Raw genomic sequence first — 18345 nt, 5'->3', positions numbered from 1 at the left:
TTTTTGACCTATATCAATAGAGACATGTTATGGGTCAGTTAAATTCGTCGTACTTTGTATTTGTATTCATCTCAAACCTGTTCTGGCAAGACAAAAATGTTTCCTGTGTATCCTGCAAAAAGCCTGCATGATCAGAAACGCATAACCTATCCAGCCAACAACAAGTTTGATCCGTCTCAATCCCTGTTAACCATTCTCCATCTATCAACCAATACTGCCATCATTGCCACGAATGCCCCGCTTTCGACGTTGTTACTACCTGCGAACCGTCAGCAATGATGTAATCAACAAGAGGAAACTATGGATATTCGACAGCCTATTCACAGCGATCACGCCAAAACCCTGGATACGGAAGGACTGCGTCGCGAGTTCCTGATCGACGGTATTTTCGACGGTGGTCGTATCAACCTGACCTACAGCCACGTTGACCGGGTGATTGCCGGTGGTTGTATGCCAGGCGTTGAGCCGGTCAAACTGGAAGCCGGTAAAGAGATTGGTGCAGATTTCTTCCTGGCCCGTCGCGAGCTGGGTGCTATCAATATTGGTGGCGCTGGCGTTGTCACCGTTGATGGCGTCAAACACGAAATCGGTGCCCGTGAAGCCCTGTATATCGGTAAAGGCGCGGAAGAAGTGGCTTTCGCCAGCGTAGACGCCGCCAATCCGGCCAAGTTCTACATCAACAGCGCGCCAGCCCACGCCACCTACCCAACCAAAAAGATCACTCAGGAAATGGCCAGCCCGGAAACCCTGGGTGATGCAGAAACCTGCAACCGTCGCACCATCTACAAGTACATGGTGCCTGCCGTTCTGGAAACCTGTCAGCTGGCCATGGGAATGACCGTTCTTGAGCCAGGCAGTATCTGGAATACTATGCCTTGTCATACCCATGAGCGTCGTATGGAAGTGTACTTCTACTTCGATATGAAAGAAGACGGTGTCGTGTTCCATATGATGGGTGAACCAACCGAAACCCGTCATATTGTGATGCGTAATGAGCAGGCGGTGATCAGCCCAAGCTGGTCTATCCATTCCGGCGTAGGCAGCGCCAACTACACCTTCATCTGGGGCATGGCTGGCGAGAACCAGACCTTCTCCGATATGGATTTTGTTGCCATGGGCGACATCAGGTAAGCCGCTTTACTTTCTTTATAAAGGTTTATTTTCATGACTCCTGCATTCTCTTTCGACCTGAACGGTAAAGTGGCTCTGGTAACCGGCGCCAACACCGGTCTCGGCCAGGGTATGGCTGTCGCTCTGGCTCAGGCGGGCGCTGACGTCTGTGCCGTCGGTCATATTGACGCACCGGAAACCCGCGCACTGGTAGAAGCCGCTGGTCGTCGTTTTCACTTTGTGGAAGCTAACCTGCTGAGCATTGAGCCGGTTGAACGCATTGTGAAGGAAGCCGTTGAAGTCTTTGGCCGTATCGATATCCTGGTGAACAATGCCGGTATTATCCGTCGCGAAGATTCCGTGAACTTCTCCGAGAAAGACTGGGATGAAGTAATGGATATCAACCTGAAGACCCCGTTCTTCCTGAGCCAGGCGGTGGCCAGACAGTTCCTGGAACAGGGCAATGGCGGCAAGATCATTAACATCGCTTCCATGCTGTCTTTCCAGGGCGGTATCCGCGTTCCGTCTTACACCTCTTCCAAGAGTGGTATCGCTGGTCTGACTCGTCTGCTGGCCTGTGAGTGGGCTCAGCATGGTATCAACGTGAATGCCATTGCTCCTGGTTATATGGCCACCGATAACACCGCAGCCCTGCGTGCCGATGAAGAGCGTAACGCAGCGATTCTTGGTCGTATTCCAGCAAACCGCTGGGGCACACCGGAAGATCTGGCTGGCCCGGTTGTGTTCCTGGCCTCTTCTGCCAGCGATTACGTAAACGGTTACACCGTTGCTGTTGATGGCGGCTGGCTGGCTCGTTAATCAGCTAATCAATAGTAATGAAAGCAAAGGCTCCCTGCCGTTGAATCACGGCAGGGAGCCTTTCTTATGGAAAGCTGTTTTTAATTACTCAGCGTACGGCCAGCCATCATAATCAATATGCTGAGCCTGCCAATGTGCAGACCCCTTCTCAGTTCCTTTCCCAATCAGCTGCTCCGCAACAATAAAGGCAAAGTCGAATACGACACCCAAACCTTTTCCACTGATAAACTGGCCGTCGACCACAACCTTCTGGTCAACATGAACACCATCATCAAAATTCTTGTAGAAATCTGCGCCAGAGACATATTTATGCTTACCAAACAGACCATTGGCAGCAACCACCTTGGCACCGGATGAGCAAAGCGGGCAGATTAACTTGCCTTCGGCAATATGACGTTTCAGAAAGTCGATGACCATCGTGTTGGCCGTCAGATTGGCAGTTCCCTCGGGGCCACCGGGCATCATCACAGCGTCATAGCTTTGTGCAAATTTTTCAGCCAGGGTGTAATCCGCAGTAATATTGACCTTGAAGTAGCTGTTCATTTTCAGCTCATCCTTGCAGGCCAATACATCAACATTAATAAACATCCGACGCATAATGTCGATGAAGGTAACGGCTTCGGCCTCTTCAAAGCCATCAGCAAGCAGAACGGCAACACGTTTGCTCATTGCAATTTCTTTCAGCATGGAATTGTTCACTTATCGGTTGGACAGAGCTTGTCAAACAAGGCTGATTTTGAGAATAACATAGGTAAATCAATCAACTAAGAAATTATTAACAAAAAACACATGACGTATAATCTCTAGATTATACCTAGGGCGTATAAAGATTATATCGCCATTACTTTAATCACATAAATAAACTTCAACTCCCAATAACTTGACCTGCATCAAAACCTTTAAGTTATACCTAATCTACTGTTGCACGCACTCTATAAGTGTCATTTTTTCACCATTTTTTAATCGGTTCTTTCAGCTGTTTTTCAGCTGTTTTTGACCAGAAAGAAGCACCATTTTCTTTTACGCCTCAATCAAGCGTGATTTCACCACTCGATGATTGAGCATTTAAAGCTAATGAGACAACCTTGACGATGCCAACTCCATCAGCTCTTCCACCCGAGCACTATTCTGAAGCCCTGTTTGCCCAGCAACTGGATAAGGTCTGCCACGCCATCCGGAAAAACATTTCACGTATTGGCGACAGAAACCCGAAAATTGGTACTGAAGATTACCAGTGGATTTATTGCGGTCCTTCCGACTGGGTCTCCAGCTTCTGGACCGGACAATTGTGGCTGGCTTACAAATTGACCGGTGAAAGTGTTTTCAGGAACAGCGCCCGTCTGCGCAAACCTTATTTCAAGGAGTTACTGGCGCTGCGTGATTGCCACGATCATGACCTTGGTTTCCAGTACAGCCTGAGCTGCGTCGCTGATTACAAGCTGAATATGGATGAAGAGTCCAAAAAGATGGCACTGGAAGCAGCCGACAGTCTGCTGACCCGTTTCCGTCGTGTTGGTAAATACTTTGTCGCCTGGAACGAGACCCATATCCTCGGTTTGGAAAAAACCCAGGGCAAAAGCATTATCGACTCTCTGGAAAATATGGCTTTGCTGTTCTGGGCGACAGAGGTCACCAATAACCCGATTTATCAGGAAGCCGCTATTGCCCACGCCGATACCCTGGCAAAACATATCGTTCGTGATGACTACAGCACCTTCCACACCTTTGATTTCGATCCACTGACCCAGGAACCGGTCTGCGGCCGCACCTTCCAGGGTTATGCCGATGATTCCTGCTGGGCACGTGGCCAATCATGGGCCATTCATGGTTATGCGCAGATTTTCGAATACACCGGTGACAGGAAATACCTGGAACTGGCCAAGAAGCTGGCGGTTTACGCCATTGAGCACCTGCCGGAAAACGGTGTGCCGATCTGGGATTACCTGCTGCCAGAACATGAAACCCAGTACCTGGACAGCTCCGCCGGTGCCGTTACTGCCGCCGGTATGCTGATGATTGCGGATTTCTGTGATGACGCGGAAGAGAAAGAGTACTTCCGTCAGTGGGCCTGCCATATGCTCGCCGGACTGATGAAACATTGCGACCTGACGGAAACTCCCGGGGCTCTCGGGTTACTGTCTGATGGTGCCTCTTTCGTACACCAGGGCTTGTGCAAGAACATGCTGCCCTACGGTGATTATTACTATATGGAAGCTCTGATGAGAGCCTCCGGTCATACCCAATTTTTCTGGTAATAGGCCTGTGTGCTGTTCAGGGAGCTGAGCAGCACACCACTTGCGCATACGAGGTGAACAATGATCTCAACCTATGATTTGATGGCCATTATCTTTTACTTTGTCTTTATGATCGGACTGGGTGTGGTCTTTAACAGGCAGGTGTCCGATACCAGCGAATATTTTCGCGGAGGCGGCAAGATGCTCTGGTGGATGACCGGTGCCAGTGCCTTTATGACCACCTTTAGCGCCTGGACCTTTACCGGTGCTGCCGGCAAGGCCTATACCGATGGTTTGTCTGTCGTCTTTATTTTCTTCTTTAATGTCTTTGGCTACCTGATCTGTGGCCTTTACTTTGCGCCGAAGTTCCGCCAGATGCGCGTTATCACCCCAATGCAGGCCCTGCGCCAGCGTTTTGGTAAAGGCACGGAACAGGTTCATACCTGGGTGGTTACCCTGACCGGCCTGTTGGGCGCGGCCATCACCCTGATCGCTGTTGCCGTATTTATCTCTGCGGTGATCGGCTGGTCCCTTAATACCACCATTATTGTGACCGGTGTCGCCGTGGTCTTTATGTCGGTGATGGGCGGTTCCTGGGCAGTGGTTGCCAGTGACTTTATCCAGTGCCTGCTGATTCTGGGTGTCAGCCTGGTCACCTTTATCTACAGCTACCAGAACTCTGATGGTTTCCTGTCTGTGATTGAGAACTTTCCGGCAGAAAGCTTTGTGATGGGTAACGGTATCAACTTTACCGAGATCTTCCTGCTGTGGGTGGCCGCGATCCTGATCCAGCGCGTGCTGGACATGAACAACATTGGTCAGGCCGTACGCTTCCTGTGTGTAAAAGACAGTGCCCATGCGAAGAAGTCCGCCTACTTTGCAGCTGTATTGTTTGGCTTCGGCTCCATTATCTGGTTCTTCCCACCCATGTTTGCGGCACTGGAATACCCGGATCTGCAAGCCCTTTACCCGACACTGGGCAATACATCTGACAGTGCTGCCTACCTGGTTATCGTTGAAAAGATGCTGCCAAGTGGCATGCTCGGCCTGGTGGTTGCTGCCATGTTCTCTGCGACCATGTCCACACTGGATTCACGCATCAACTTTATTTCCGGCACCTTTGTCAAGAACTTCTATCAGCCCGTCCTGAAACCGGATGCCTCTGAAAAAGAACAGCTGATGGTCGGTCGTATCGCCACTGGCGTGATGGGTATGATGGTGATCGGCTTTGCCCTGTTCTTCAGCCAGCTGGAAGGTTTCAGCCTGTTCCAGATCATGATCATGTTCGCCGGTATCGTAAACCTGCCGCTGATGATCCCGCAGATGATGGGCCTGTTTATTCGCAAGGTACCAGACTGGGCAGGTTGGGCAACGGTTCTCTTTGGTCTGGTGGTCAGCCTGATTGCCAACTCCTGGCTGAACGCGGCCTGGTTTGCCGAAGCCCTGGGTGTCACTTTCACCAGCCGGGAAACTGCGGATCTGGCGGTGGTCATTACCCAGCTGGCCCACGTAACCCTGACAGTCGGCTTCTTCCTGCTGAGCGGTTTGTTCTACAAGGAACCGGTCGGTGAGCGTAAAGCTGAGATCGAGACCTTCTTCAGGAACGTTGGGACTCCGGTTGTGTCCGGCGCCGGTGCATGCGCATCCGACAATATGCAGCGCAGGAAATTGGGTATTCTGTCCATGATTTTTGGCGCGGCAGTGTGCGCATTGGCCCTGCTGCCAAATGAGCGCAGCGTTATGGCCTTTATTCTCTGCGGCGGGTTCATGTTACTGATAGGTGTCCTGCTGTACCGCAGCAGTAATATGCCAGTAGAAGATACATCAGGCAGTGAAAATGATCTGTCAGTCGCTTGATCTTCTCACGCTTGTTGACACTAGTTGTTGCGTGTGTGAATAAGTAGTAAAAAACCGGGAAGTATTCCCGGTTTTTTTATACCACCTGCTGGCTGACGGACTCCGTCAATACCTCAATAAAACGATCAACCACTGACGTATAACGGGCCGATGACTGATACCAGACACCAGAGTTAAAGTTCCAGATTGGCTCATTAAAGTTAACCTGGACAAACTCATCCTCGGGTAATTTATAAAAGAACTGTTCGGCTACGCAGAGCAGTGCATGACGTTTTTTCATCACATCCAGCGCTACATCAAGAAGCTCAGTTTGCAGGGAATAACGGATGGATTTAATCCCTTTCCGGTTAAATAAATGACTCAGGAACTCGCCTTTGGAACGCTGGTATGCAACCCAGGGGTACTGGGCAAGATCATCTACAGAGATAACCGACTGTCCGGCAAGTGGGTGGCTACGGTGTGCAGCAATTTTCATACTGACATTCAGCAGTGGCAGGAACACCAGCTGGTCGTAACGGTCATTTTGGCTATTGGCACCACCGATCACGACATCCAGCTTGCCTTCTGCCAGATCAGGAATCAGCTGCTCGTTGGTATCAGAGCGGATGATAACTTCCAGATTGGGAAACTCCTGGAAAAGTTGGGAGATTACCGATGGCAAAAACTTTTCCCATACCGTCCCGGCACCGATTGCCAACCTTTGGCTCTTTCCGGTTTTCAGCTGATCAATCTCTTCAACTGCATACTGGAACTCCATATCCATACGACGGATTCTGTTTAACAGGCGGTTCCCGGCACTGGTTAATTCCATCCCCCGTGGAAGACGCTCAAACAGGGGTATCCCAAAACGCTCTTCCAGCAGTTTGATGCTTTTACTCAAGGCAGGCTGGGAGATATTGAGTTCGCGGCAGGCTGAGGAAATTTTTTTATGGTGCGCTACTGCTTTAAAGTGCTTCAGTAACCGATTCACGCAAACATGACCAAAAATATAAAAAAAAGCGCTGGCCCGGAAGCCAGCACCGTGGATAGGCTATTGAAGTGGAAGATTAAAACTTCTGTTTCTTATCTTCAATAATGAAAATATTTCCAGACAACTCCTTACTGGCGCTCAACGGGCTTCTGGCATCACTTGCCAGAAGCCTTTTCCATGTATCAAAGGCTGAACTTAACGGTACTGCCTTCTTCACTCAAAGCGGTGTTCAGCGGAACCGTTTGTTGCTTTTCTACCTCAGAAGAGAAGCCGGTATGCTTGATGACAACAGAATCAAGCGGTTTTCCTATATATGGTATTTCTGGCGTCAGCATTGAACTGGGGGCTAAACCACGGAACTCGGCATAGACGGCATAACCCGTGTAAGGGAGGCCTTTCTTTTCTGGCTCTTTCACCATCAGCACCAGCGGCTCATTCACTTCGATAGTTCGCCCTTCCGGCAGCTTCACCGCACCTGCCTCAAAGAACACCAGACCATAAATACCCAGCTCGGCATGATAAACTACATGGGCTTTGTCGTCATTCTGCAGGACATCAATCCTGTTTAATCGGTTACTGTCTGATGGCTCAACATAGAAACGCTGGAAATCAGCCAGGCTGATACCCGGAACCACTGTATAGTCATAACCGTCTTCGTCCGGAAAACGGCCATGATCTATAGCCAGTTGTAGCATGTTTACGGTCTGGGATTCACGATCCTTGTCTGACAATGCCTTGATATAGTCCTTGTCGGGTATCAATACCGGATTGAGTGGCCTTCTCTCTGCCATCAACTTGACAAGCACTGAGTCATCCCCGGCCTGTACGATACAGCCGATATCGCCATGCCAGAGGAACAGGCGTTTCTTGATACGGATATTTTCACTGCGCTCATCCGCTTCCGAAATCATTACGCCGGACTCATCATCGTATTGCAGCCAGGTGTCGCCGGTTCTGTGTACCTGGTTAACGGTGGTCAGAATATTACCGGTGATTTCCAGCTCACGGCTCCTTAACCGCTTAACTTCAGAACCCAGGTTGACGATTTCATTTTCGAAGAAGAAGTTGCTTTTGTAGGCGCCGGCACCATTGAGCAAAATCGGATTCTCAAATGTCTCTTTCTGCAGGGTAACCAGCTGCTGCTTCATGGCTCCGACACCATACATGCCATCGGTAACACCGGCAGAAAAGAGCTCGAGATTACGGCGGAGTGAGGCCGCCTTTCCGGCAGCAGTACTTTGCCCCTGTTCAAGAGTCGTACCTGGCATGGTGCTGTAATCCATACCCATACGGGCCAGACGGTATTCGTCATTTTTGGTCAGGATGGAGGTATAGCCGCTGCCAAAGTGCAGGTGGAGGTTGACACCCCTGTAGGCACTGTCTTCTGGCCCACGGGTCCTGAGGGAAGAACGTCTGACCGCTACCGAGTAGTTATTACGGCGGTGTACCTGATAGTCTGTATTCCAGAACATCCTGTGGCCGACCAGTTCCTGATAGGTTTTACCATCGTCCCGCCAGTCTGTATCAAGGTTATCATGCAAGAACTGCATGGCCTCTTGATCAATAGCGTCTCCAGCCAGCCCAATAAATTTGTGGACGGAATCCTTGACCATGCCTGGTGCTGAATCTGTCCTCGCAAGAAGATAGGTTGACCGCTTGGGCGCCGTAGTGTATTCGGTATTCCCCCGATAGAAGATCCAGCGGAGACCATTAACGATGGCAGACTCGATAAACTGGTAGTCTTCATCAGTAAATTCCCACCGGGTATCGGCAACCAGCTCCGCCAGCCAGACAACGTCGTATAGCCAGCCAACCCCGTACATACCCCAATAATTCATATCACCATGGTGCGTCAGGCTCCAGTCCGGCCAGATACCGTCCCTCTCAACCTGAACCTCAGGATTACTTATTCCCCTGTTAAGGGTCAGGCTGTCGCGGAAAATAGCCATGTACTCATCCATATACGCGGTGTTATCCGCCAGCAGAAGGTAACGCACAGCATTATGCGACCGAGCCGTCCAGTTTGGGCCTTTCAACTGTGGCATCGAGTGAGTGGAGTGATAGCCATAATCAATAATGGACTGCTTGATCTGTCCGGCTTTTCCGGAATCCTGTGCCAGCTGGCTGTCATTCGGGAAAACAAGATGGGCTATGGTTGACAGCAGATCAGTCACACCTCTTTGATTATGATAACCAAAGGTCGAGTGATACACATGGGTTGGCAGGGGATATTCAGAAAACCACCAATCCAGGGAGTTAATCACCAGCTCACGATATTTTGGGTCCTGAAAGTATTCATCACTGCGCTTGCCATCGTTATAGCCATACAGAAAAGCCACGTTCAGAACATCTTTCAGATAGTCAGCGTGTCCCCTGAATTTTAAACGAGCTTCATTCGTATGTTTTTCACTTTCACTGATGGCATCTAACCGTCCACTGTATTCCCCGGAATCATCAAATTTTTTGAGGCTCTGTGACCAGTTATCGATACTGTAAACCCGGTACATAGGCTTGGCCAGAAGATTCTGGGACGCAAAGCGTTCCCGAACCAGGTCGAGTTCAACATCGGCACTGCTGGCAGCAGGAGTACTTTGCGCGCTCGCAGAAGCATATGCCAGACTGCCCCCCATGGAAAATGACACCGCCAAGGCGATGCAGGTAAAGATTTTTTTCATCAATAAGCCTTTAAGAAATTACAGAAGGTATTGCCCACAAATAATCCGGACTCAGACGTTTTCTTCCAGGGCCGGACTGGTTTAGAAAGTGAATTTAACGGTGCTTCCTTCTTCCCCCAGTGTTGTATTGACAGGAATGGTTAGATTGGTATTACTCGCTGACGGGAATCCAGTCACGTTGATAACAACATTATCTTCCTTTGTACCAACGAATGGCGTATCCGGTGTTTTCATGGTACTGGGTGCGGTTCCCCGAAAATCCCCGTAGGTCAAATAGCCGGTAAACTTTCCGCCTTCTTCAGCAGGCTCTTTAATCATCAGCACCACAGGGTCTTCGGAGCGGATCGAACGTCCATCCGACAGGGTTACCTCATGGTTCCCTCCTTCAAAGAAGACAATGCCGTACATCTTCAAAGCCTTGTGATAAACAGCATGAGCTTTACAGTCATTCTGCAGGACAGATATCTGGTCCAGCTTATTGTTCGCTGAAGTATTGACATACTGGCGCTGGAAAGAGTCCAGATCGATTGCCGGCACCACAGTGTACTGATAGCGATCCCCGTCAGGGAAAGGACCGTGATTGATAGCCAGCTGCAGCATATTAATACTGTCAGTGTTTCGATCTTCCTCAGAAAGGGCTTTCAGGTAATCCTTTTTCAGTGCTGGATTCAAGGGACGCCGTTCTGCCAGAAGTTTTACGGATACCTCTGTGTCTTGTGCCTGAATGATATAGCCAATATCACCATGCCAGAGGTAGAAACGGTTGCTTACCTGAAAGTCCTCATTATTCTCGGTACTGGCTTCAATCGTCTGAGCCACATCATCATCGCTCTGAAGCCAGATATTGCCGGTGCGATGCACCTGGTTAATCGTGGTCCAGATATCACCGGTATGCGCAAGAGCATTGTCAGTAATCCGCTCGACGGACGACCCAAGATTGACGATTTCACTCTCAAAGAAGAAGTTACTCTTGTTGGCGCCAGCGCCATTGATTAGTGCAGGGTCTTCAAAAGAGTCAACCTTGAATTCTACCAACCTTTGCTGCATGGAACCCACACCATGCAGGCCGTCGGTAGTGCCAGCTGAGAAAGTCGGTTGGTTACGTCTTCTTGAGCCAGCCAGTCCGGAATTTACTTGCTGATCTTTCTCAAGGGTAGTGCCCGGCAGGGTACTGTAATCCATACCCAAACGAGCCAGACGATACTCGTCGTTTTTGGTCAAAATGGAGGTATAGCCGCTGCCAAAATGGAGATGGAAACTTGTCTCTTTACGGTCTTCCGGTGCCCGGGTTCTCAGGGATGAACGTCGTACGGCGACGGAATAGTTGTTTCGGCGATGTACCTGGTAATCGGTATTCCAGAACATCCGGTGGCCATCAAACTCCTGGTATTGGTCGTTTCCTGCAACTGCCCATTCGGTATCGATATTGTCATAGAGCTGCTTCATAGCCTGTTGATCAATGGCGTCACCAGACAAGGCCATCAGTTGACCAACGGCATCTTTAAATTTGCCTGGCATCCAGTCTGTTCTATCGATCAGGTATGTCGCTCTCTTGGGGGCTGAACTGTATTCCACATTACCGCGATAGAACACCCAGCGTGCGCCTTCCATAATGGCAAATTCCAGAAACTCGAAATGTTTGTCTGTAAATGCCCAGCGGGTTCCCTTGACCAGATCCGCCAGACACAGTACTTCACTCAGCCAGCCCACTCCATACATACCCCAGTAATTCATATCGCCATGGTGGGTGAAGCTACCGTCTGGCCAGATGCCATCCTTGTCACTCTGGTTATCAGGATCAGGCAGGCCACGGTTCAGGGTCAGGCTTTTGCCATAGAGTTCCATATAGTCATTCATCAGTCCCGGATCATTGGCAAAGACCAGATAGCGCATGACAGTAATTGAACGGAAAGCCCAGTTTGCCCCCTTCAGTTGGGGCAGGGAGTTAGTATTGTGGAGGCCATATTCAACAATGGCGGCCTTGACCCGGTTGGATTTCTCAGTTACCAGTTCTTCAGAATGAAAATTGTTATACAGCAGGTTACCGATATTGGAGAGCAGGTCAGTAATATTCCCCAGCTCCTGATAACCAAAGGTGACATTGTAGACACCCTGAGGCAGGGTATAGTTGGAGAACCACCAGTCCAGGGTGTTGATCACCTGCTCACTGTATTGCGTACGATCGTTTTTCTTATTGTCGTTTTTCGCATTATTATGCAGGTAAGCCAGATTCAGGACATCTTTCAGATACACCCTGTGTGCATCAAATTTTTCCCGGCCAGCCGATGTCAATTCCTCACCTGGGTTAAAAAGTGGAAGTGGTGTTTTATAGGCACCATCCGGTTGAAATTGATTAACACTGTCCAGCCAGTCATAGCTATGGCCCCTGATCACAAAAGCTCGACCCTGTTCACGGAATTGATCAGCAACCTGCTCCATCTCGATTCTATCACTTGCCGAACCATTATCGCCGGTGGAGCCATTACTGTCGGCCGAACCTTCAGCGTTAGGATTGCAGCCGGAAATAACCACTGCCAACATTAACGCCATACAGGCCAAGACTTTTTTCATGAAAAACCGCCTTATTACTATACAGTCTTTGTCCAAATCGAATAGCTGGTATTATTACTGGATGAACCTTTCCACCTGCAGATAATTCGTTAATAGCCCGTTTTAAATCCTCCGAAGAACGGACATTGCGAATCAAGGGACAGTAGTGATATTTGGGCATTGATTACTTCATTCACCATATGGTGGCGACATTCCATGAATGCCTGATCCTGAAGCCCCTGTTTCGGGAGCTTCAGATCAGAGATCAGAAAGTTCAGGATTTATGCAGATCATAAACCGTTGTCCACTTTCATATGGCTGTCCCGGATCCGGAAACCGAAATGGCCGGTGCCCAGGGCACCTTTATCTTCGAAGTTATCCATCAACGGATTATCCCGCCAGGCCAGGCCAGGGCAGGCATCCGAAGGGTATGCGGTCAATAAAAAGGTATGTTCATCACGACGTCAAAAATGTATTCCCGACCGGCATCGCCAGGCTCTCCTTCTATAATCGGACGCCAGTTGCTATCCGGATCAAACCAGGCAAACTTGACATTGAACCTGGCCCCCTTGAATGCACCACCGGATTTAGTATATTGAACGTTCACGGCATGGTCTTCAGCTGTGCCGGTTTCATGCCTGTCACCGAAGCGAATCCGCTTTCCACGGTTGTAGGTGTAGTTTAAGGTCAAGTCATTAATAATAGGAACATCAAAGTCGTACATCCTATAGATCATTGCAATAGTCTGCGAGGTATCGCCGGGCAGGGTGTGGTCATTAAAAGCACCTTCGGCAAAGTGATATCCATCGTTGCTGACACCGGCAATGTTGTCGCCGTAACGGACGTTTCCTCCAACCCGGGAATGACTCATAACCAGGGAAACATTACCGTGATTGTATTGTGCCCGGACCGAAGCCTGATTTGCGCGTTCCTCGCCCTCCGGCTGCCGCATTCCCAATGCCACGAGCTCATCATAATTACTGCCACCGAAAGTGTTCATGCTATAGGCAGCATCAAAGCGATAGGACTGGTCGTGATCCAGATTACCAAAATAACCAACCCGCCCGACATAACGCTGCATGAAACTATCACCATTCGAGTAACCCAGCACGAAATCCATGTTGTCAGTTCTGTAGTGAGCTTGCAGGCTGGAAACATAATCAAGGGTGACCCGTTCAGTATCAAGTACTCTGGAGTCCTGGAACATAGTCAGACGCGAAACACTTCTATCAGCCCCCCCCATTCTTCCGACAATATAGGCACCGGACAGCGTCATCTTGTTCCACCTGGTCGTGAATTCCCCGCCGAGATAGGATCTGGGAATTAAACTGGTGTCAGGGTTAAACGCAGAGACCATGCCCCCCGACAGATAACCAAGACCAATATTGAACCTGGTATTTTTCTCACGGCTTTCACCCAACACGCCCTTCACGGAAACCTGGCTGACACGGCTGAAATTATGGCTAACTTGACAAACTTCGCGATCTCGCCAGCCGGTCTCACATTCGGTCTGTGGAAAGCCTCCGGTGCCCAAATACTTGTCATAATTGGCGTTACCCAGTCTGTACATATAAGTAGCACCCAGATCTATTCCCATAGACAGTTTTTTACTGCCCATCATGCCGGAAGCGAAGTGAGCAACAATGGCGCCATTGGCCGTGTATTTGGTGTCATGGTCATTAAGATTCCTATTCCAGTAAGTTTCAGCTTTGAAAGAATTCACGTTCTTGAGCATCACGCGATTCCTCCCGGAAAATGAAGACAACCATTCTTGGTCAGTCTCAATTTCTTCTGCAGAAGCGCCGGTGGAAACCAGTACCGATAATATGGCCAGTGTCAGGGCAGAGGCTTTACAGCCCGGTCTTTTTTCTGCGCCTGAGAGATGATTGGAGAGTCGATTGATTGGATTCATTGATGCAAGCCGGTAAAGAAGTGTGAATCAAACAGCCCTTTGCAGGGCTGTTTGATAAAAGTTTATCCCGCAAATCAGAGTGCGTACTTCACCTGAAACAACAGCGCGGTATCCTGCATACCTTCTTCAATACTGTGTTGAATATTGAAACCTGCCTTCATCTCTCCATCATCGGAGACATAATCCGCACCGGCAGTTAATTCGTAGCGGTAATCAGAACCGTCAGCGATATCAGCAGTAATAAGCACATCCTTATCAATCATTGTGTAGGTATCCAGCTCCCGGTCATCGGCTTTCAGATCGTGCCAGCCCATAACAGACAGGGATGGTTTGAACTGGCGATCACGGAAAGTGAGGTTCTTGCTGAGATTTACGCCCAGGCCCAGCTTGTGCTGATGAACCTTCTGCTCTTTATAACCCAGAGACGCGTCAGAACCTCTCTCTTCATAGGCTTCAATTCCCAGCTTGTTAATCTCGGCAGCAACCAGCGGCTGGATGGCAACACCGCCCGCTTCGAAGTCATAGCCAGCCGTCATGCGCAGAGCCAGGTTATAACCGTCGTAATTACCCCTGGAATCCTGATCGGCAATCATACGGTTACTGGTGTATAAATTGAAGCCAGCACTGGCAATCGTAGAAACAAACAGCTGGTCGTGATTCCAAAGCGCATAGAAAGCCCCTTGATAGGAGTTCAGATCATGCTCCCTTCGGTAAACTACGCCTTGCATTTCTTGCTCGCTGTAGGACAGGTTAAAACCGGCATACAGGTTCTTGCTGATCATGCCGTCGGTACCGAAGCTGAAGCCCATGCCATCGATATCAAAACCATCAATACGACCATTGCTATCCTTACTGCCGGTGCTGCCGTATACATTCAACCAGCTGCTGCCGTAGTCCGCATGGTAGTTGGATTGGGAATTACGGATATCCAGAGAACGGGCGACAATACGGCTCATATTCTGGTTAATGGCGTTCTGGGCAGCATAAATCGTTGCGCCACTGCGATCGGCAGTCAACTCCCCGGCCAGTTGTGCGGAGGCAGCCGTATCACCCCCCACATTGTTCAGCAGGGTTGCCAGTGCAGCATGGTCTTCGCTGGCAAAAGCAATTTCGTATTTGGAGATTTCAGCATTTTCAAGAGCGATCTGTCCGAATCTGTAGATATAAGTGGCTTCCGTGACATCAGCACCACCGAGCATGGCATCTCTTCCCAGCGTCTTACTGTTGACTTCTTCGTCGTAGGTAACATCAACGACGATATTATTGGATTCTTTACCATCATCAACAAGTTCAACTTTGGTGAACCAGCCGTCGGCCATCATGTCGTTGTCGATCGCATATTCTCCATCACCTCTAATTTCACTGCCTTCAGTAAGAGTGATCAGCGTATGCTTTCCTCCCAGCTTATCCACCTCGCCGGTTAGACGAATCTTACTATCAGCCTTTACAAACAAATCACCATCAAGCAAGAGAACACTTTCATCTTTAGCTAATTTATCACTGAGTTCGAACTCCAGAATACTTCCGCCATTAAGAATCAAATCACCCTTTTCATTTGGATTGGCTCTGTCGTAATTAAGCAGATTAAAACGGATCGTCTCATCTTGGGCGGCCAGCTTCAGGTGGGAATTACCCATGAGAACTATTCGGTTAACACCTGTAATTGCAGTACCATTAAAAGTTGCAGCGCCTTCACCCTGAAAAACATTAATGTCAGAGGAAACTCTGTAGCTATAATCCGATTTGCCGTTCAGATGAATATTGCCGTTAATGGTGCTGCCACCCATCATCTTGAGCGCCATATGGTCTCGCTCCTCAGCAGATCTCATATCAATAGCGATCTGCTCACCATTAACCATACCACCCGTGATAGTGCCTTCGTTGACTAGCTCTTTGATACGGCCATCACCCACTGCAACAATTGCAGCACCGGTTTTAGAGCTTATGGTCCCAGTGTTTTTCAACACATTGATTTTCTTGCCATCCTGTATAGCTATTGCGTGTGTCTCACCCTCAATCGTACCGTTATTGGTGAAGTCGAAAGTCGTATTGGCAATAGTCGTTGCATTAGTGTTGTCATAATCAACCGGGTTATAAGAAACCGCTACACCACCAGGAGTGGTAACAACAATTTCGCCGTCATTGATATAGTCATCAGTAACATTAATAGGCGCTGCCTGACTATATTCAGCCATAACGGCAAAAGAAACAGCAACAGCCAGAAGTTTTTTATTAAGCAACGGATGTGATGGCATGATTATAAATCCCATGTGTATTATTTATTGCAATTAAGAGAACAACAATAGATGTCGTGCCTGCTGCTGACAGGCACGACCACCAAACTTACGTGTACTGAATCAGATCTTTATTGATTCGCTCCTGAAACCAGAGATCGTCACTGTTACGAAGGAATGCCCCCAATGTTTTGCCAAGCTCTTTAACAATTTCTGTCTCTTCATTAAAAATATTGTTTAACTGGTAAGGGTCATTAATATTGTCAAACAGGGCACCTTCCCCTTCGCGGTTCATAACGAAACTGTAACGGTCAGTACGAAGGCCTTTCTGTTCGGTATGAAGCATATAAGGTGCAAAGGTCGGCTTATCCTGTTTATCTGCGGTGCCTGCCAGGTAGCCGGAAAGATCGTGGCCATCAACCGCCGCAGGAATCTTGTCACCAAGGCCAGCCAGACCCAGCAGGGTTGGCATAATATCCATGGAACCCATCAGCACATCATTGACACTCGGCTTCAGCTTTTGTGGATAACGGATAATCATTGGAATGCCGAGTGCTTCTTCATAAATCACACTCTTTTCCATCAGTTTATGGCTGCCCAGCATTTCACCGTGGTCAGCGGAATAAACGACGATGGTGTTATCCAGCTGACCGGATTCTTTCAACGCTTGTAGCAGGCGGCCAAACTGACGATCGACGCCAGTAACGCTGGAGAAATAAATACGGGCGACATCTTCAGAAGGCCCTTTCCCTTCAGCAATGGATTTTTCAGAAGGTTCCCGGGTGCTGTACGTCATCTTGATAGGCAAACCATCAACACCAAGGTTTGGACGGTTCAGCAGCGATTTGGCATCAGCAATTTTCTCGGGGGAATAAAACTGATCATACATCTCCGGATCAGTATCACGCACTTCGATATAACGGCTATGAGGTGGATGCGTACTCACAAACAGACAAAATGGATTCCCTTCAACCCGCTGTTGTTTGTCATTCTTGAGATAGGAGATCGCCATATCCACTTCATGGGTAGTCGCCCAGACACCTGGCTCATGACGTTTGCCGTCAGTATCATAGTAATGAGGGTCTGCATGATCATCTTTGGTACCGTAGGCATACCAGTAATCAAAGCCCTGGCGGTATTCCGGCGGCGTATAGGAATCCATATGATGGGCCAGAGGTTTAGTCCAGTCTGGATCGCTTTCACCAATATATTTACCCGGGTTGGCCGGATCATTCGGTTCCGGTTTATCCAGGTGCCACTTGCCGATGTAGCCACAGGAATAGTTGTTACGGCTCAGGACAACACCCAGGGTATCCAGCTTGTTAATCAAGCCCCACTCACGGTCAATACGACAGTTCCATGGCACACCATTGGCGTGAGGCAACATGCCACTTAACATCATGCCTCGGTGCGGGCTGCATACAGGCGTTGACGATATACACTGGGTAAGAACAACACTTTCTTCCGCAAAAGCATCGATAAACGGGGTATGTACGGGATCAGAGGTACCGTTCAACGCATTGCGGTATTTCTCTTTTTTCCAGAAGCCCATGGCCTGGCGACGATGCTGGTCGGAAAGAAAAAAGACGATATTGGGTTTTTTTTTCTTTTCCTGAACTGGTGTTTTCTTTTTAAAATCCTGGCTTCCAGCAAGCGCTGAAGATGCAGAACCTACCCCGGCAGCGGCAACAGCAAGTACAGCACTCTTTTTAAGAAAGTCTCTTCGATTCGTCATGGGTGTTAACTACAACCTATACAAATTGCGGCTAAAGGGAGGGCGCTCTAAGTGTGCGTCAGGTAACCTCCAGGTAATGATAAAGAAAAAACAGGAGCTAAATATTGACTATCATCAATTAACGCATTCAAACAATGCTGAAAAAACATAACCAGAAAATTATAGTAACTGCTGTTTCTGATTATGCGTCCTGTGATTTATATTGTTCGGACTTGGCTGAGAATCTTTTTTTTTTTGATAATTCACATC

Annotated in this window: 13 protein-coding genes; 5 read left to right on the top strand and 8 right to left on the bottom strand. The window is 48.8% G+C overall.

Translation table 11 applies throughout. The annotated features are described in order from the left end of the window. The first annotated feature begins 96 nt into the window (after positions 1–96). From KDK13_RS10905 to kduD, 3 genes are read left to right on the top strand one after another with little or no spacing between them, the layout of a single operon-like run. Positions 97–279 carry a hypothetical protein gene (locus KDK13_RS10905; protein ID WP_257284999.1) on the top strand — a complete coding sequence of 61 codons (183 nt, stop codon included), beginning with the start codon at positions 97–99 and terminating at the stop codon, positions 277–279. 21 nt (positions 280–300) lie between these two features. Continuing rightward, positions 301–1131, top strand: a complete 831-nt coding sequence (kduI, locus tag KDK13_RS10900; protein ID WP_257284998.1) for a 5-dehydro-4-deoxy-D-glucuronate isomerase — start codon at positions 301–303, stop codon at positions 1129–1131. 33 nt (positions 1132–1164) lie between these two features. Then, positions 1165–1929: a 2-dehydro-3-deoxy-D-gluconate 5-dehydrogenase KduD gene (kduD, locus tag KDK13_RS10895; protein WP_257284997.1), complete on the top strand. Its 765-nt coding sequence runs from the start codon at positions 1165–1167 to the stop codon at positions 1927–1929. 84 nt (positions 1930–2013) lie between these two features. Here the strand turns inward: kduD and KDK13_RS10890 are convergent, their stop codons facing one another. Then, positions 2014–2616, bottom strand: a complete 603-nt coding sequence (locus KDK13_RS10890) for a DJ-1/PfpI family protein (protein ID WP_257284996.1) — start codon at positions 2614–2616, stop codon at positions 2014–2016. A gap of 404 nt (positions 2617–3020) precedes the next feature. Here KDK13_RS10890 and KDK13_RS10885 point away from each other — a divergent pair, with 404 nt between their 5' ends. Next, positions 3021–4184: a glycoside hydrolase family 88 protein gene (locus tag KDK13_RS10885; protein ID WP_257284994.1), complete on the top strand. Its 1164-nt coding sequence runs from the start codon at positions 3021–3023 to the stop codon at positions 4182–4184. Between the two features lie 60 nt (positions 4185–4244). After that, positions 4245–6020 (top strand): transporter, encoded by a 1776-nt coding sequence (locus KDK13_RS10880; RefSeq protein WP_257284993.1) that lies wholly within the window; start codon positions 4245–4247, stop codon positions 6018–6020. A gap of 76 nt (positions 6021–6096) precedes the next feature. On the opposite strand, the gene KDK13_RS10875 is transcribed toward KDK13_RS10880, so the two are convergent. From KDK13_RS10875 to KDK13_RS10845, 7 genes are all read right to left on the bottom strand, one after another. Then, positions 6097–6990: a LysR family transcriptional regulator gene (locus KDK13_RS10875; protein ID WP_257284992.1), complete on the bottom strand. Its 894-nt coding sequence runs from the start codon at positions 6988–6990 to the stop codon at positions 6097–6099. 182 nt (positions 6991–7172) lie between these two features. Next, positions 7173–9665 (bottom strand): polysaccharide lyase family 8 super-sandwich domain-containing protein, encoded by a 2493-nt coding sequence (locus KDK13_RS10870; protein ID WP_257284991.1) that lies wholly within the window; start codon positions 9663–9665, stop codon positions 7173–7175. Between the two features lie 81 nt (positions 9666–9746). Then, positions 9747–12236 carry a polysaccharide lyase family 8 super-sandwich domain-containing protein gene (locus KDK13_RS10865; protein ID WP_257284990.1) on the bottom strand — a complete coding sequence of 830 codons (2490 nt, stop codon included), beginning with the start codon at positions 12234–12236 and terminating at the stop codon, positions 9747–9749. 269 nt (positions 12237–12505) lie between these two features. Continuing rightward, entirely contained in the window at positions 12506–12655 is a 150-nt protein-coding gene (locus KDK13_RS10860) for a hypothetical protein (protein ID WP_257284989.1), read from the bottom strand. Then, positions 12652–14127 (bottom strand): hypothetical protein, encoded by a 1476-nt coding sequence (locus tag KDK13_RS10855; protein WP_257284988.1) that lies wholly within the window; start codon positions 14125–14127, stop codon positions 12652–12654. Before KDK13_RS10855 ends, KDK13_RS10860 begins: the two co-directional genes overlap by 4 nt. 74 nt (positions 14128–14201) lie before the next feature. Beyond that, on the bottom strand, positions 14202–16382 hold the full coding sequence (locus KDK13_RS10850) for an autotransporter outer membrane beta-barrel domain-containing protein (protein ID WP_257284987.1): 2181 nt from the start codon (positions 16380–16382) through the stop codon (positions 14202–14204). Between the two features lie 88 nt (positions 16383–16470). After that, on the bottom strand, positions 16471–18096 hold the full coding sequence (locus KDK13_RS10845; protein WP_257284986.1) for a sulfatase: 1626 nt from the start codon (positions 18094–18096) through the stop codon (positions 16471–16473). Positions 18097–18345 lie beyond the last annotated feature (249 nt).

Origin of the sequence: Endozoicomonas sp. SESOKO1 (assembly GCF_024606265.1) — a bacterium.
GTDB lineage: Bacteria > Pseudomonadota > Gammaproteobacteria > Pseudomonadales > Endozoicomonadaceae > Endozoicomonas.
This window is presented reverse-complemented; position numbering and strand designations above follow the sequence as displayed.

Excerpts from the sequence above, each read along its gene's own strand:
- kduI (WP_257284998.1), top strand. The coding sequence starts at position 301 with ATGGATATTCGACAGCCTATTCACAGCGATCACGCCAAAACCCTGGAT.
- kduD (WP_257284997.1), top strand. The coding sequence starts at position 1,165 with ATGACTCCTGCATTCTCTTTCGACCTGAACGGTAAAGTGGCTCTGGTA.
- KDK13_RS10880 (WP_257284993.1), top strand. The coding sequence starts at position 4,245 with ATGATCTCAACCTATGATTTGATGGCCATTATCTTTTACTTTGTCTTT.
- KDK13_RS10905 (WP_257284999.1), top strand. The coding sequence starts at position 97 with ATGTTTCCTGTGTATCCTGCAAAAAGCCTGCATGATCAGAAACGCATA.
- KDK13_RS10885 (WP_257284994.1), top strand. The coding sequence starts at position 3,021 with ATGCCAACTCCATCAGCTCTTCCACCCGAGCACTATTCTGAAGCCCTG.
- KDK13_RS10850 (WP_257284987.1), bottom strand. The coding sequence starts at position 16,382 with ATGCCATCACATCCGTTGCTTAATAAAAAACTTCTGGCTGTTGCTGTT.
- KDK13_RS10865 (WP_257284990.1), bottom strand. The coding sequence starts at position 12,236 with ATGAAAAAAGTCTTGGCCTGTATGGCGTTAATGTTGGCAGTGGTTATT.
- KDK13_RS10890 (WP_257284996.1), bottom strand. The coding sequence starts at position 2,616 with ATGCTGAAAGAAATTGCAATGAGCAAACGTGTTGCCGTTCTGCTTGCT.
- KDK13_RS10855 (WP_257284988.1), bottom strand. The coding sequence starts at position 14,127 with ATGAATCCAATCAATCGACTCTCCAATCATCTCTCAGGCGCAGAAAAA.
- KDK13_RS10845 (WP_257284986.1), bottom strand. The coding sequence starts at position 18,096 with ATGACGAATCGAAGAGACTTTCTTAAAAAGAGTGCTGTACTTGCTGTT.
- KDK13_RS10870 (WP_257284991.1), bottom strand. The coding sequence starts at position 9,665 with ATGAAAAAAATCTTTACCTGCATCGCCTTGGCGGTGTCATTTTCCATG.